This is a genomic window from Candidatus Zixiibacteriota bacterium (assembly GCA_036480375.1).
Classification (GTDB): domain Bacteria; phylum Zixibacteria; class MSB-5A5; order GN15; family JAAZOE01; genus JAZGGI01.
On sequence record JAZGGI010000034.1, the window covers coordinates 86,363 to 100,727 of the forward strand.

The 14,365-nt window shown below is 42.8% G+C and carries 11 protein-coding genes; 2 read left to right on the forward strand and 9 right to left on the reverse strand.

What is annotated here, in order from left to right; translation table 11 throughout:
- Positions 1–78: 78 nt before the first annotated feature.
- Both V3V99_11100 and V3V99_11105 read left to right on the forward strand, forming a co-directional pair.
- A complete protein-coding gene (locus V3V99_11100) occupies positions 79–1,524 on the forward strand; it encodes an ATP-binding protein (GenBank protein MEE9443198.1) in 1,446 nt (481 codons plus the stop codon).
- Entirely contained in the window at positions 1,496–1,948 is a 453-nt protein-coding gene (locus V3V99_11105) for a response regulator (protein ID MEE9443199.1), read from the forward strand. Before V3V99_11100 ends, V3V99_11105 begins: the two co-directional genes overlap by 29 nt.
- Positions 1,949–2,070: 122 nt before the next feature.
- Here the strand turns inward: V3V99_11105 and V3V99_11110 are convergent, their stop codons facing one another.
- The 9 genes from V3V99_11110 to V3V99_11150 all read right to left on the reverse strand — a co-directional run bounded on the left by V3V99_11110 (position 2,071) and on the right by V3V99_11150 (position 14,329).
- Positions 2,071–2,526, reverse strand: a complete 456-nt coding sequence (locus tag V3V99_11110) for a hypothetical protein (GenBank protein MEE9443200.1) — start codon at positions 2,524–2,526, stop codon at positions 2,071–2,073.
- Positions 2,527–2,746: 220 nt separating this feature from the next.
- Positions 2,747–5,650: an ankyrin repeat domain-containing protein gene (locus tag V3V99_11115; protein MEE9443201.1), complete on the reverse strand. Its 2,904-nt coding sequence runs from the start codon at positions 5,648–5,650 to the stop codon at positions 2,747–2,749.
- Positions 5,651–6,208: 558 nt separating this feature from the next.
- Complete coding sequence (locus V3V99_11120; GenBank protein ID MEE9443202.1) at positions 6,209–6,865, reverse strand: hypothetical protein; 657 nt, start codon at positions 6,863–6,865, stop codon at positions 6,209–6,211.
- Positions 6,862–7,764 (reverse strand): nucleotidyltransferase, encoded by a 903-nt coding sequence (locus tag V3V99_11125; GenBank protein ID MEE9443203.1) that lies wholly within the window; start codon positions 7,762–7,764, stop codon positions 6,862–6,864. Before V3V99_11125 ends, V3V99_11120 begins: the two co-directional genes overlap by 4 nt.
- A gap of 26 nt (positions 7,765–7,790) precedes the next feature.
- Positions 7,791–8,774, reverse strand: coding sequence for a hypothetical protein (locus V3V99_11130; protein MEE9443204.1), 984 nt, complete (start codon positions 8,772–8,774; stop codon positions 7,791–7,793).
- A 377-nt stretch (positions 8,775–9,151) separates the two neighbouring features.
- Positions 9,152–10,579 (reverse strand): tetratricopeptide repeat protein, encoded by a 1,428-nt coding sequence (locus tag V3V99_11135; GenBank protein ID MEE9443205.1) that lies wholly within the window; start codon positions 10,577–10,579, stop codon positions 9,152–9,154.
- A gap of 444 nt (positions 10,580–11,023) precedes the next feature.
- Complete coding sequence (locus V3V99_11140) at positions 11,024–11,722, reverse strand: hypothetical protein (protein ID MEE9443206.1); 699 nt, start codon at positions 11,720–11,722, stop codon at positions 11,024–11,026.
- A gap of 60 nt (positions 11,723–11,782) precedes the next feature.
- On the reverse strand, positions 11,783–12,733 hold the full coding sequence (locus V3V99_11145) for a hypothetical protein (protein ID MEE9443207.1): 951 nt from the start codon (positions 12,731–12,733) through the stop codon (positions 11,783–11,785).
- 27 nt (positions 12,734–12,760) lie between these two features.
- Positions 12,761–14,329: an APC family permease gene (locus V3V99_11150; GenBank protein ID MEE9443208.1), complete on the reverse strand. Its 1,569-nt coding sequence runs from the start codon at positions 14,327–14,329 to the stop codon at positions 12,761–12,763.
- Positions 14,330–14,365 lie beyond the last annotated feature (36 nt).

Consider the following 14,365-nt stretch of genomic DNA (forward strand, 5'->3'; position numbering starts at 1 on the left):
CTAATCCCGACAAAGGTTCACGTTATTATGTTGAAACGAATAAAAAATTTTTGGATCCTAAGCGCCGCAGTCAATATTATGATATTGTTATTTCTCATCGCACTTTTATATGCGAGTGATTTTTTCGCTCAAAGTGATAGCCAAACTGCATCTGATGGCGTTAACGGTCTTCTCGCGATTATAATAATAACCACTATTTGTTTGTGCGTCGGTGTCAATTATGTCCTAGCTAATCATTTCATCAAAAAACCTATCAGAAGTCTTGCCAACGGCATGAACAAACTGGCCGATAAAAAATTCAGTTTTCGTCTCGATGAGGATAGTATCGAACAATACGGTTCATTAACTTCATCATTTAATGACATGGCTGAACTGCTCTCATCTTACCTGACCGAGCTTGAAAAAAGCAGGGATTATCTGCGCGGCATATTGGAAAGCTCGGCCGACATCATAATTACCGTAAATCCTTCAGGCAAAATTCGAACCATCAATATGGGCGTAACAAATGTATTAGGTTATCGCCGTCGAGACGTTATCGGAAAATCAATTGACGTTTTACTGGCCAATCCCAATGACCGGCAGATTGCCGCCGAACGGCTCCGACATTCGGATAACGTCGTTAACTATGAAACCCAGTTTCTGACCAAGGATGGAAAATATCGGGATATCTTATTCACTCTTTCTCAACTGCGCAACTCATATGGAGCCATCATCGGAACGATCGCCTTTTGTAAAGACATTACTCATGAAAAACGCCTTCAGGAACAACTGATGCAATCACAGCGGTTCGCTGCCATCGGCCAGGTCTTCACCGGAATACAGCATTCCATGAAAAATATGCTGAATGCCTGCCAGGGCGGAGCCTACATGGTCAGGATCGGACTGGCCAAAGACAACAAGAAAATGCTGGAAGAAGGCTGGGAGATGGTCCAGGAAGGAATTACGCGACTGACCGATATGTCACGGGATATGCTCAAGTATGTCAAGGAATGGAAACCTCGGTTTGAATCAACGGACCTCAAGAAAATCTTATCTGATATCTTAAACGTTATCAGGCAAACGGCCAAAGACAAAGGTATTGAAATAAAGCTCGATTTCCCCGAGCGTCTGCCTTCTGTTATATGCGACTCGCGGATGATCCATTCCTGTGTCATGGATATTGTATCTAACGCGATCGACGCCTGTACGTGGAAGAATTATACAGAGAATGAATTACCTGAAATCAATGTCAGCGCCTATTTGAATAACAATGATGAAGATTTAATCATCGAAGTTCAGGACAACGGCTGCGGTATGACTCCCGATGTTAAAGAAAGTATTTTCAATCCTTTTTTCAGTACCAAGAGTAAAGCCGGTACCGGGTTGGGATTGTCAATAACTTCAAAAATGATAAACGTTCACGGCGGGAAAATTAATGTTGACACAAAACCCAATAAAGGCACGATTTTCCGTATCGTTTTGCCGCTGGATACAACCGTTAGAAACAAGGAGATCAATGATGGCCAAAAAAGTATTAGTAGTTGATGACGATGTGAACACCGTGAAGTTTCTTTCGGTCGCCCTGGAAGAAAACGGATATGAGCCTATTCAGGCTTATAACGGTAAGGAAGGACTGGAGAAAGTATTGAATGAAAAACCGGATCTGGTTCTTCTTGACGTCATGATGCCCAAGAAAACCGGATTTGTGCTGTTTAAACAGCTCCGCCGCGATGATAATTTTAAGGATTTGCCCGTAATCATGCTGACCGGAGTAGCTGAGGTTTTGGAAGGTCTCGATTCTCAAAGCGGTGACACGGAAGAGCGGCCTTACGATACCCTCCGCGAAAAAATGCGACAGGCAATAAAAGAAATGAGAGACGAGGGCCTGGTCAAGCCCAATATGTTTATCGATAAACCGATCGATCCGGAACTGGTTATAGAAAAGGTCCGCGAATTGATTGGCAGCTAAGCGAAAATAATTATTGTTGCTTCGAAAAAACCATTAATACGAGTGCAACAAATTTTCTCGATGCCAAATATTGAAATTTTTAAGGCATCCAATTGATTTGTCTGAATAACATAACCACCTAATTACATACTTCCGGGAGGACTGGGATGAATCGTTCTCCAATCGCTGCTTTTTAATACCTTGGCGGCCTTCTCATAATCGGCTGGATTAACCCAGATAACATATCCGAAGCGACCGGTTCCATCCACCGCGCCATTGGACGCGTGGATATTGATACCGGCATTCGATAATTTAAGATGAAAATCATAGAGAGCTCCAACCTTATCCTCTCCCTGAATCAAAAATGCTTTTTTTGGTCCGATTAGAGGGATGTTCGCATCGCCGGCCGCTTTTTTGAGTTGCTCTGGATCAGCCGGGATAAAATCAATCTGGCTTTGACCTTCAGCGACAGGGAATGCGGTTAGAGCAAGCAGGTTTACTTTTCTCTCGCTTAAGAATTCCAGAAGTTTTCGTGCCTCTCCCGGCTTATCGGCAGCCAGTGAGTAGTAATATTCGACTTCTTTTACGCTTGAAGCCATACTGAACCCCTTTGTTTTTATTATTCATTTTAATATTCAATTTTCCAGAACGTATTTGCTGCCCGTTCTTTGATCTCAATATAAGTTACGTATCTAAGGTTCCAATGTTGGATATCACAGTCCACCCTCCAAACAAAGCAATAGCCCAGGAAGATTAATTCGAATAAAAACCGCCCCAAAGGGCGACTTTATCAAAACTGATTTTCGCTTTAAAGACTTTTCATTTTATTTTATTAAACCAAATTGTATTTGAACCTCCGAGAAACTCGGATATAAAAGCATCGATATCGCCATCACCGTCCAAATCACCCAGAGCCGCTCCGCTATTGCCCTGCAGTCCGCCTAATCTAAGACCGGAATCAAGCAAATTGCCCTTACCATCATTAATCCAAATTGAACTGGGAAAATCAAAATTCGTCACAAACGCATCCGGATTTCCGTCACCATTTAAGTCCGCTAATGATATTCGTCCGCTTTTGGTCACGTTTAATTCCTGATTTGATTTTTCATATACCCCGGTTCCATCATTCAACCAGACGATCGTTGGATAAACGCCGTCACGGTCATTTCCCGATGCCATTATGGCATCCGGATCACCGTCGCCATCCAGATCGCGGAGACAACCAAATCCTCCAATCAGCATACTACTATCAGAGTGCCGCCAATAATCCGTGAAATTCCCTTTTCCATCATTGAGCATGGTCTTAAATCCGACTCCAACCTCACGAATGAAAAGGTCTACATCACCGTCATTATCAATATCTCCCCAACTGGAGCCGTCCGGGTAAGAACTCTCCGATTTGGTAAAATTGGCCGAACCATCGTTTAGATATATGCCATTCGGCTCCTGGTAGTAGATCACCATGGCATCCAGGTCACCATCGCCATCAATATCGTTAAGCGATACTCCATTGCCGTTCAATACTGAATCACCAAGATTTTGGCCCGTATCATAAAATTCGGCCTTTCCATTATTCAAATATATTTTACTTGGCCTTTTGTATTCTACTCCCGATTGACCATATCCGGCACATGTAATAAAAATATCCAAATCACCGTCATCATCTAGATCTCCAAGCGCTGCACCATGGCCCTGTTGAGTCAACTTTTGTTCGGTCGCGCTAAAATTGCCAGCCCCGTCATTGAGCCAAACCTTGGAATCATTAAATCTCATATTGGCGCAAACCGCATCGAGATCGTTGTCTCCATCAAGATCGCCTATAACGACTTGATAAGTATCAACCGATTCAAAAGCCTGCTCGCTCTTTTCAAATTCGGGAATTGAATAAATTGAACCGGCTAATCTGTCATGTCCAATGACGGCTTTTTTGATATCCTCAATTACCTGAGTTGAAAACCACTTATAGTCATCGCCTTCCTGATAGAAGATGTATTTTTGATCATGGCTGATAAACGTACGCGACATGGGAGCGCCTCTCAACCATCCCCGAAGGCGAAAAGCTCCGGTCCAGTCGCCATTATCCTTTTTGAAACCGACATATAATCTCATGCCTCGACGTTCCATGAGAGGACGATTGGTACCGAATATTAAATAACTCTCATCGGGCGCAATCGAGGGCATTAACTCATGAAATCCCGTATTGATACCCGCCCCAAGATTTTTAGGCTGAGTGTATTTATCGTCAATAAATTCGGAAACATAGATATCACTGGCGCCGAATCCATCTTCATACCCTTCGCCAATGAAATAAAGGTTGCCATTATTACTAATGGTTGGCGCGCGCTGATGATTGTCGTTATTTATAATCGCGTCCATTCGCTGAGGTTTGCCCCACGTATCACCGGACTTTTCAACATAAAAAAGATCGGAATTATCATTCGGCGCGGCGCCTTCCTCAACGGGAATATGCGAGTGAAAATATATCCGCTTGCCGTCGGGAGAGAAACTCGGAGCGCCATCGGCATAATCGAGAGCAGGATCTGTAAAAGGCGCAATGGCCGGACGGCTCCAAATACCATCTTCCTGCATTTTCATATACCACATCGCCTGTATCGGCATCGCCTGATGACACCAGAACATTTCATTTCCGTCCGGAGAAAACATTATTTTTCCATGTGGCGCGTATGGTGTCAGTAATCCATTCGGGACAAATGTTTGAGGTTTTCGACCCGGCTGGGTTTGTCCCAAATATTCACCGGTAAAACCTGAGGTCAAATCGTCGTACGGCCCGGCGTTTTTCGCCAGTAACATTTCTACTATATTCTGATGGCCCCAAATATTCGCGTAATACAGTGCTGTTTTGCCGTTTATGCATTTGGCTTCGATATCAACGCCTTTGTCAAGGAGTAATTCCACAATTTCATTGAATCCCCGCGCTGCGGCATAATGCAGCATTGTCATCCCAAGGTTGTTGGTCTGAGTAAAATTAATTCCCTTTTCAATCATCTTATGCGCAATGTCTTCATCGCGATACGCCAGGGCGTAATACAATAACGATATCCCCTGGCTGGTTGTATCCTCGACGCTCGCCCCATCCGAAAGTAAGATCTCGGCGATATCATTGTAGTCATTCCAGAGCGCCAAAAAAAGAGACGTTTGGTTATTTCCCGTTTTGGCATTCACATTGGCGCCCAAATCCAATATCCGTTCAATCAAAACCGCTTGGTTTCCAATTACGGCATAATGTAATGCGGTCATGCCGCCGTTTGACGCCAGGAGGATCGATGCCTTGTGAGCCAGTAGAAAATTGGCCGCTTCATATTTTCTAAATGAGATCGCAAAAAGCAAAGGCGTCATGTTGTTGACATCCTGAGCGTCAATATTCACTCCGTGGGATAACAGAATCCCTATTATCAATGTATCACCCGATACGGCCGCGTTATGAATGGGGAGGCTGTTTTCATTATCACCAATGCTGGCATCCGCACCCAAATCAAGCAATTCTTTTACGATTTCAGCTTGTCTGCGATAAGCGGCCAGATTCAGAGGCGTCATTCCATTTGCATTCTTTACGTTGAGTTGGTCAGGATTTTGATTGAGTATCAATTTGACCTGCTCAAGGTTTCCCTGTTCAATTTGGCTATAAAGATCATTCGCTGAAACAAATCCAATTTGAATTAGCAATATTAACATGCCGAATATAAACCTATAACATATTTGCATATGTTCCTCCTGCTGAGAGTTTTTAGAAATTAGATTTGATAGAATTTGGCTCTTATTTAAGAGACGAAATTAAGGGAATACTGTCAAGAAATAATTTGAAAAATCCTTAATGTGAGCCGTTAGATAAAATAATTTAGTAAAATTGGCGTCCCCAGGGGGATTTGATACATTTTTGGTTGGAAACCATACCGATTGAGATTGTTATAGTATCTAAGCGGAAAACGGCCTAATCCACTCACACAACCCTAAAAATCGTTAAGGTAAGTGGGGCGGTTAGATTATTTAATGGAGGTGGGGGGAATCGAATTGGGCTGTTTTTGTAACCTTTAGTGGTGCATCAAATTACGGCATAACTCGTTGATTCCCATAAATTTCCAGTTTTTATTTGGCTTTGTTTGTTTGTGTTTGTTTTTACTTGTTTTGACCTCAATTTGGCACAGATTTGGCACAAAATATTCTTGAGGTGGATTCACCTTTGTAATTATAAAGAACCATGAGCATATACCGGATTTGTGTCATACGATATACATTCTCCTCATCTAAATCCCATCACTAATATCACTCTTTGCATTTTTCCAGGCCATCTGTTGCTGTCTGAAAAGTTGCATATGTCTTAGGCTGGCGGTTGGTGAGAATCATATCACCAGTACTCGCCCTGCTCGTCCAGTAGGTTCCTTCTATTCGCCCTGTTGGGTCTCCATCCAAGGTCAAGAGCATGCCGCCATGATGAATTTCGCTGCGATGACGGACTTTGGCCTTTGGGGTGTTCATGAAGACGGCTGCAAGTTCAAAAGATCCGTCTGCGCGTTCGATGAACTTCGTAGCAAGGCAATCAGAACTAGACTCCTCAGTCATGAGTCTGAGATTCAGTTTAGAGTATGTTTGAAACACCGACACAAAACCATAGATAGTCGGAGGTTTCTGACTTGTCTCTGGATTTGTCCAGTTGGAGTGTAATTCTAAAGACCAAGTACCACGAATATCTGGCCTCTTGACCAACCACCCTTTAAAAAAGCCCCAATGCCATGCCCATTTGTCAAATACGATCAGGAGGATTGTCATGGCCACTACGACTGTGCCGAATGGCTTAAAGTAGCTCAATGCTGTTTGAAAATCTATCGGGAAGGAGAGTGTTCCGTATGCCAATAAGCAGATCACCCAAATCACAACAATGATTAGAAGAAGAAAGGCGATCTGAACGCGAGTAAGTATCATGAGGTAAATCCCACATACTGCCAAGCAGCTAGAGCAAAAGCATTGGCCTGTTGGCGAGTCCACTTCTGAGTGGAATGAAAGAGATATTTAATGCCGTTAACTTCGGTCCAGCCTTTACAGGAATCATCTTCTTTGGTGTTCTGATAGATGTGGACAATTACATTCCGAACATCATCAGTGTAGGAAGAACGGCCAAAGTCGTCATTTGGAACATTAAACACTAGGCACTCGATGAAGAAACCTGGAAGATCCTTTGTAGCTGATTCTCCTGTATCTGACATATTAATTGCTAAGCGCTTGAATATGCGAACCAATCGCTTGAAACGACGATTGGTTGCATCGTTTTTACTTACGCCGTTTTCGTAATGCTGCTCAGGCCAATTCTTGATAACCTCACTAGAATCTGATATGAGTTTGACGCCGGCACGAAACCTGTTGATTCCTGAGTACTCGCGATAATCGAAGAACGGAGCTACGTCGGCTTCAACCCTGTAACTGTTCTCTTTGATATCGAAAGCTTTGTTGCAACGTGTGACCGCGGCACTACCAAAGTGGGAAGTAAGAGCTGCCTGCAATTCATTTTTGAAAACAGAATAGTCATACTTAGAGGGTTCAATTCCATAGCCTTCTGCTGTAGCACCTTCTGGGAGGTCATAGTAAAAAGTGTTGTGACATAGTACCGCCACATCAACGTCACTATCCAGTCTTACATTGACTCTGTTTCTGTACGAACCTTGAACAAAGACATTAATGTCGCGATGATTGAGCTGGTCACTCTTGTTGATAGCATCCCGTATTGCCTTAATTGCATTCTCGCACCTCTGCTCTTCAGTCTTTCCAGGACCTTGAGCCCAAGACGTGAAAGTGTCCTCCCATGTAGCCACGAGTGCTGGTTCCATTCCTTTCCTAAGCTCTGCTGCTATGTCTATTTCGTTTCTTCATGCTCTATGTTTATGTTATATTCCAATTCACTGTTTAGTTGACTGATGACCTGGCGACATAACTCGATGAAACGAGATATGTCATCTCCAAGAAGTGGAACCGTTCGGCCTAGTTGCTCATGTTCTTCGGCTTTTGCGGCGTCCAGGTACGCTTGGTCTGCAAGGCTGAGATTATGTCCGGCAACGTGGCGTTTCTCGACGTTTAACGCGAGAATCGTGAGTTCGTCTTCAGAGAGTAAACTGAAGGGATCAAGGGAAAGGTTATTCCAAAGCCCACGAGCTCGAGCGATATTCTGGAACCGGTTTCCAATAGTCCGTTTAGTGAGTAACTCATCGATCCTATCGGGTGTGCGGAGTCTGACCAGATGACGGTAAACAACTTTCTGATAAGCCTCGAATGCTGTCAAGACATCCTCATGCGCATTGCCCATGAGCCTATACGCGAGCTCCTGTTTGCCCTGAGATGACATTTCTTGGGCAAGAGCAATTTGTAGCACTATAAGTTCAGCCTCGCGTTGAAAATGGGTTTTCAGATTAGGTACGCCACAATCGGGGCAATACAAACCAATGGCGTAGACCCCATAGCTGCAACCACAAATGTTACACCGGATATCTCGGAGGAGATCTTCACGCCAAGCGAATGGGCGAGATTTCCTGGGTCGTTGGACTTTCATCGAGAGCTCGAATAGACCACCACCGGCGCGCTTCATCGAGCGATTGAAATCCTTCGCTAGATTATCAAAGTGCTCTCCCACGTCCTGCATAGCAGCCCATTCGATGTACTGCTGGGCTGCCTTAATATCATCTCGAAAGAGAAATTCGTCGTCATCATCATCATACCCACAGTAGGGACAGGTTATGCCGGGAGTACCTGGCTGTCGCCGGATATGTTTAGCGTGCTCCGGTGGTATTGACTGGTCTTCTGGAGGTTCACCTAATTGAAACAGGTTAGGTTCACAATCTGGCACAGGGCACCATCGGTAAATCTTTCCAGATGGACTCCGAGGTATAGGAATGGAAAGTTCCATCTCGTCCCGTGTCCCACCAACACGATGCTTCTCAAGCTTTCTGAATCGAAACGACCTGTTCATTATTTCCTCATGAATTTCCGTCTAATTTATAATAATGAATATACTTAATTCAAAACTTAATTTCAATCGATTTTGATTTTCGGCCATTATTGGATTTTGATTCAAGCCATTTAATTATCTCCTGTTCTTTGAAACGAACAAACCTACCCAACTTCACATGCGGAATATATCCGATATGAGTCCACTGATAAATAGTGGAAAGCTTCACAATTCATGCGCACCTAATAGATGCTGCAACTCTTATGGATGATATCTCATTGACGAATAGACCATATTATCATTTGCAATATCACAAGAAGCAAGACTACCGATACCAATCCAAATGAGATTATTGGACTAGTCACCCTCAATCGTTCAGATCGAGACTCTAAAAGTAACATAACGTGACGGACTGTACTAAACACATAAAGAGTGAGTAGGGTCAAAGTGGTAAGAAACAGGAGTATTTTTATAACGACATGAGCCTTTACCCATTTGTATGCCAGACCAGTATGGAAGCTAGCAACAGCTTCTCTGTACCGGCCTATATGTCCGAGAGCAAAGCTACGGTTTATCCAGATTGTGGGATCATCGCTTCTGAAATCCAAAGCGGTATCGTAACTGGCAACGGCTTCCACGTACCGCCTAAGAGAGTTAAGAGCAACTCCCCTGTTATTCCATACCAAAGGATTATCGCATTTGAAGCTAATAGCAGTATCATAGCTATCAATTGCTTCCTCATGTCGACCAAGTTCACGTAGAGCATCACCCTGGTTACCCCATGCCAGAGGAAAGTCGCGATTGTAGCTAATAGCAGTATCGTAGCTGGCGATAGCTTCTTGGTGACGACCAAGGCAACAAAGGGAGACACCTTGGTTGTTCCATACCAGGGGAAAATCACGTTTGTATTTAATCGAAGTGTCACAGCTGGTAACAGCTTCTTGGTAGCGGCCAAGGTGATGAAGAGCAACACCCCGATTGCTCCAAACTATGTAATCATCGGGATTATAAGTCAGGACAGTGTCGTAGCTGGCAAGAGCTTCCTTGTACCGTCCTAGATGGCGAAGTGCAACTCCTCGGGAGTTCCAGGCTACAAGCAAATCGTGTTTGTAGCTAATGGCGGTATCACAGCTGGCAAGGGATTCCTGAAACCGATCAACATTTCTAAAAACAATGGCCTTGTATGAATGGATCTTAGCAGCTTCTTCCGAGTTACCGATGGTGGTTATCATAGCACGATCCAGAAGAGTGAGGGCGTCGTTGTATTCCATGAGGCCAATAGCTACTAAAGCACTATCAAGTGCGCTATTAGCGCTGTCTGCTGTACACTCAGCTACTGCCGCAGCAAAGATCGTATCCTGAGGATTTAATGGTAATCCAATGATGATATCCGCAAGAAACTCCAGGGTACACTGCATGGAATCTATCTTGAAACTCTGCTGATCGATCTTGACTTGCAACTGTGTCAATTCTTTGTGACCCCCGTCTTTTTTAACAAGCTGCACCGTGAGTGCCAAGCCAGCCACCAGTAATCCAAAATAGGCGATATAGAGCCTGATTTTCCATTTCTTATATTTTTTGATATCTCTGCGGTGTTTTCCGGCCTTTGGCTTCTCAAGGAATCTGAGGCTGACTGTTAGCCCAGCGATCGCGATGGCTAATACGCACATGATGATCACGATGTAGACTTCTGCCCATTCCATTATTTGTCAGTTCCTTGTAGGTCCAGAAATTTCGGGATCAATCCTGCATCAAGTCTCTCTTGCCTACCATTGGATATATCTATTAAGATATGTTCGTCGTCAGACAAAGTGGACATATCGCTTCAAGAATTAGAGAATAATAATCATGTTTCATGATATCCTCCTTTGTTTTTCCTTGTTATTTTTATACAAACAGAACCATTACAAGTTTGTCAAGTTTAAATAGTTCTTCTATTTTCCTTTTGCCAACAATTTACGGAATGGTTGGGGGATTCACTATATATGCTCTAACAACGTTGTTACCAACATATAGATTCTTTTGAAAAAGAGGGGTTGACGTCACAATAGACAGAACTTTCCGGTTTAGTCTGAAATTCAAAATTGCACTATAAAGGCAATGTTTGACTCACCACAATCCAGCAAATTCTGCTAAATGACAATCAGTTAGAGGGATTCAACGTGGTCATACCATGATATATGCTCACCCAACAAATTCCTTAGCTTCCATGACAGTGTTTTTTCAGACGAATCGATAGTGTATTCCATTTCTTCAAGTATCGATCCAAACGCAAATTCATTACCAATTTCTCTGCTGTATATTATCCTGATAGACCTAAAACCCTCTTTTAGGGCTTTCCACCATCTCCAATTTATAGAACACAACCTCGTAATATAGCCTATGTCAATCCCTTCATTTGTATCGTCAATTATTTTGTGTTCGTTTAGAAGGGCACAGATATCTACAACATCTTTAAGCTTCATTTCATGTATCTGGATTTTTGACAAAAATAGGTCACTTACAGAGATTGTTGGGTAATCAATAGTGATTCTATTCCTCAGATCAAGATTTTGACAGAAGGACAATTTATCGAAGATCAAATCGACATTTACAGAATTGTCTTGTATCACAAACGATCTTCTTCTCCCCCCACTAATCATTCTGAATCTCGTATCTTCTTGAAATCCAATCGAACATAATACGCGACATGCCTTTTCCGATTGAGTTGATAAACCCAATAAATCTATATCGTGTATTGTCCTATTGAAACGATCAAAATATTCCTTGCTTCCGGGACAATGAAGGAATACAGCTAAACCTCCAATGGCTCTTATGGTTAGACCGTTGTTTTCAGCCTCTTTCATTATGCGGTTAAACATCTGGATTAAATGAGAATTCACGAGTGACTTAAATCTCCATCAGGGCTATGTGGTAAGCCATTGATAACCTTCCAAATTGCCATCTTGAATATGAATAAGGAAACCTGTCAGTGTCCCCGAGGAATAATCCGAACCAGGATTAAAGCAAACCGTTCGGCCTATTTTATCAATCCCAGCCGATTCATGAACGTGACCATGCAACCCAATCATAGGCTGATATTTCTCAAGAGCCTTGCGGACCGCCGTGCTGCCCACATGATCACGTCTAACGCTTCTATCAAAAAGTAATTTGTCAGAACTCGGGACTTCGGCTATATCCAATTTTGAGGTATTTGGTGGGCAGTGTATATTGCATATTGAATTCTTTGGATTTTTTACTTTTTGGAACAGATTATCCAGCAATATTTGTAGATCCTCCTCGCGTTTCTCTCGCGGTGTCTTGAATGGAGTAATGTTTGAATCCCCAACTGTCAAAACATCATACTTATTGACGGTAATAACACTATTATACGCCCACATGATATCATCATCAATATGGCTTGCTATCGCGGCGTCAATTTCCTTGGGATCGTCATTTCCTGGGCTAAATACTATTTTTACTTTTTTTGTGTCAACCTTATCTCGTGCGAGTTTAAGCCAAAACTTCAACCTTTCGATGGCCAAATTATTTCGAGTAGTACAGCATAATTCATGGTCATTTTGAACCTTCTCATTTAGATCCTTATCACATCTGAAAATATATCTACCGTTATTTTCAAAGTTCCGGCTCAGTTGGTCAACCTCAGCAGGATTGACATCATTTTCTACTAATCCCCTTTCATCCCAGACTTCAATATAAGTACCCCCCGTTACTATTCGGGTAAGTGATTTTCCACAGAGATCCCCACTTATAATAATGAGATCAACCTCGTGGAATTTGGGAACATTCAATATACGCCTATAAGCAAGGGTTGAGCCATGAATATCGCAGGCAAAGAATAGTCGAAATCTTCCCATTGTTACACTCAATCGCGATTAGTTAGTTTATGCTGGTGGAATTTCGGAGTAAACTTTATCAATTATTATCCCTTTTTTTCGATTCTTTAGATATTGCACATAATAAATGAGAAGTCCCATGGCCATAATTACTGCTGTTGTAATCGAAACGGCAAGGGTCATTTGACGAATCGTAAAGAAAAGGACAAACCAGCCTATACCAAACGTAAGAACGCCCGATACGCTATATATCGGAACGCCGAACATCCTTGTCTTTATTGGACAACTCTCATAAAGCTCCGGTTTACGATACGGCAAAAGCATTGCACTAATCCCATAAAGCCAAAAGACAAAAAACGCTGCAAAGAGTAACGTACCCAGTACGACCTCCACATTCATGACATTAAAAAGAACGCCTAAAATGGCTATGATTATTGTCACATGGGTACTCCATGTGGGAGCACCGGCTTTATTCACATTAGCCATCTTCTCAGGAATCGCTCTATCCATAGCCAGTGCGAAAATCAGCCTTGATGGAGAGAAGAAATAAGGAATTATCGTACTTAAAAGCCAAAAGGAAATTCCTAGCGCAAGCAATATCCCAAACCAATGTGAAGGCATCAGAGAAGCGAGGTAGAACGGTATTGAGGGGGCAATTGGAGTCATTATTTCTCCCAACAATTGGCTATGATTTTGATATAAAAAATCATATGCTCCCAAAAATCCCTCCATCGGTATAAGTATTGAATAGGCTACCAGTATGTAGAATAAACCAAGAGCCACCCATGCAATCATATATCCGGTGAATACCTTCCTTCCCACCTGCCCAATTTCTCCACTGGCATAACTTATCACTTCAATTCCGCCAAAAGACCACAATACGACAAGCAGAGCGCTAATGGTTTGACTCCACGAAAATCCGGGGGAATTCCACCCATTCTGTGCGGCCAGATTGAGAATATTATTGAATGTACCCTGGCCCCAAGTATTATCGAAAAGGCGCTCGGCTGAAGACGATGATGTGAAGAGAAAATATACGACTGTGATGAGTGTACAGCCCAAAGTAATGACAAACAATAGCCTCATCATATTTCTGAACAAATGGACTCCTGCTAAGATTGTCGCCCAAATTATTATCAGGAATGCTATACTTATCACCAACTGCCATGTTGTAGTCTGCATTACCGATCCAATACTCTTGAGAAAGGTAGAAGCCGAAACTTCCCCAAAATTGGCAATAATTCCTCCGATTACTCCAACGGCAACATATGAAATTACACCTGCCGCAAGACTATAGGCGACATAGAGTAGGAAACCCGCAAGATAGCCCAAAGCAGGGTCAATAACTCTGCTAATTAATACATATAAACTACCTGATCTCGGGATCATAACAGAGCTGCATGCCGCGAGGAATATTATCGGCAGAAATATTATCATCCCTATAAGAAAACTGAGCGGTATGCTGGCACCTGGATACGTAGAGGCGGTGGAAACAGAATAATAGATTATACCTGAACCAGCAGGTGCCGAAATAGCAAGCAATGATATATCAGTCCAAGAAAAGGTTTTTACTAAGCCGCTAGTGCCTTTTGCGAAGATTTGATCTGTCTTATTCATTCCTTCCTCACGTTCTAAAGCCAAGAGCTTTGGGAT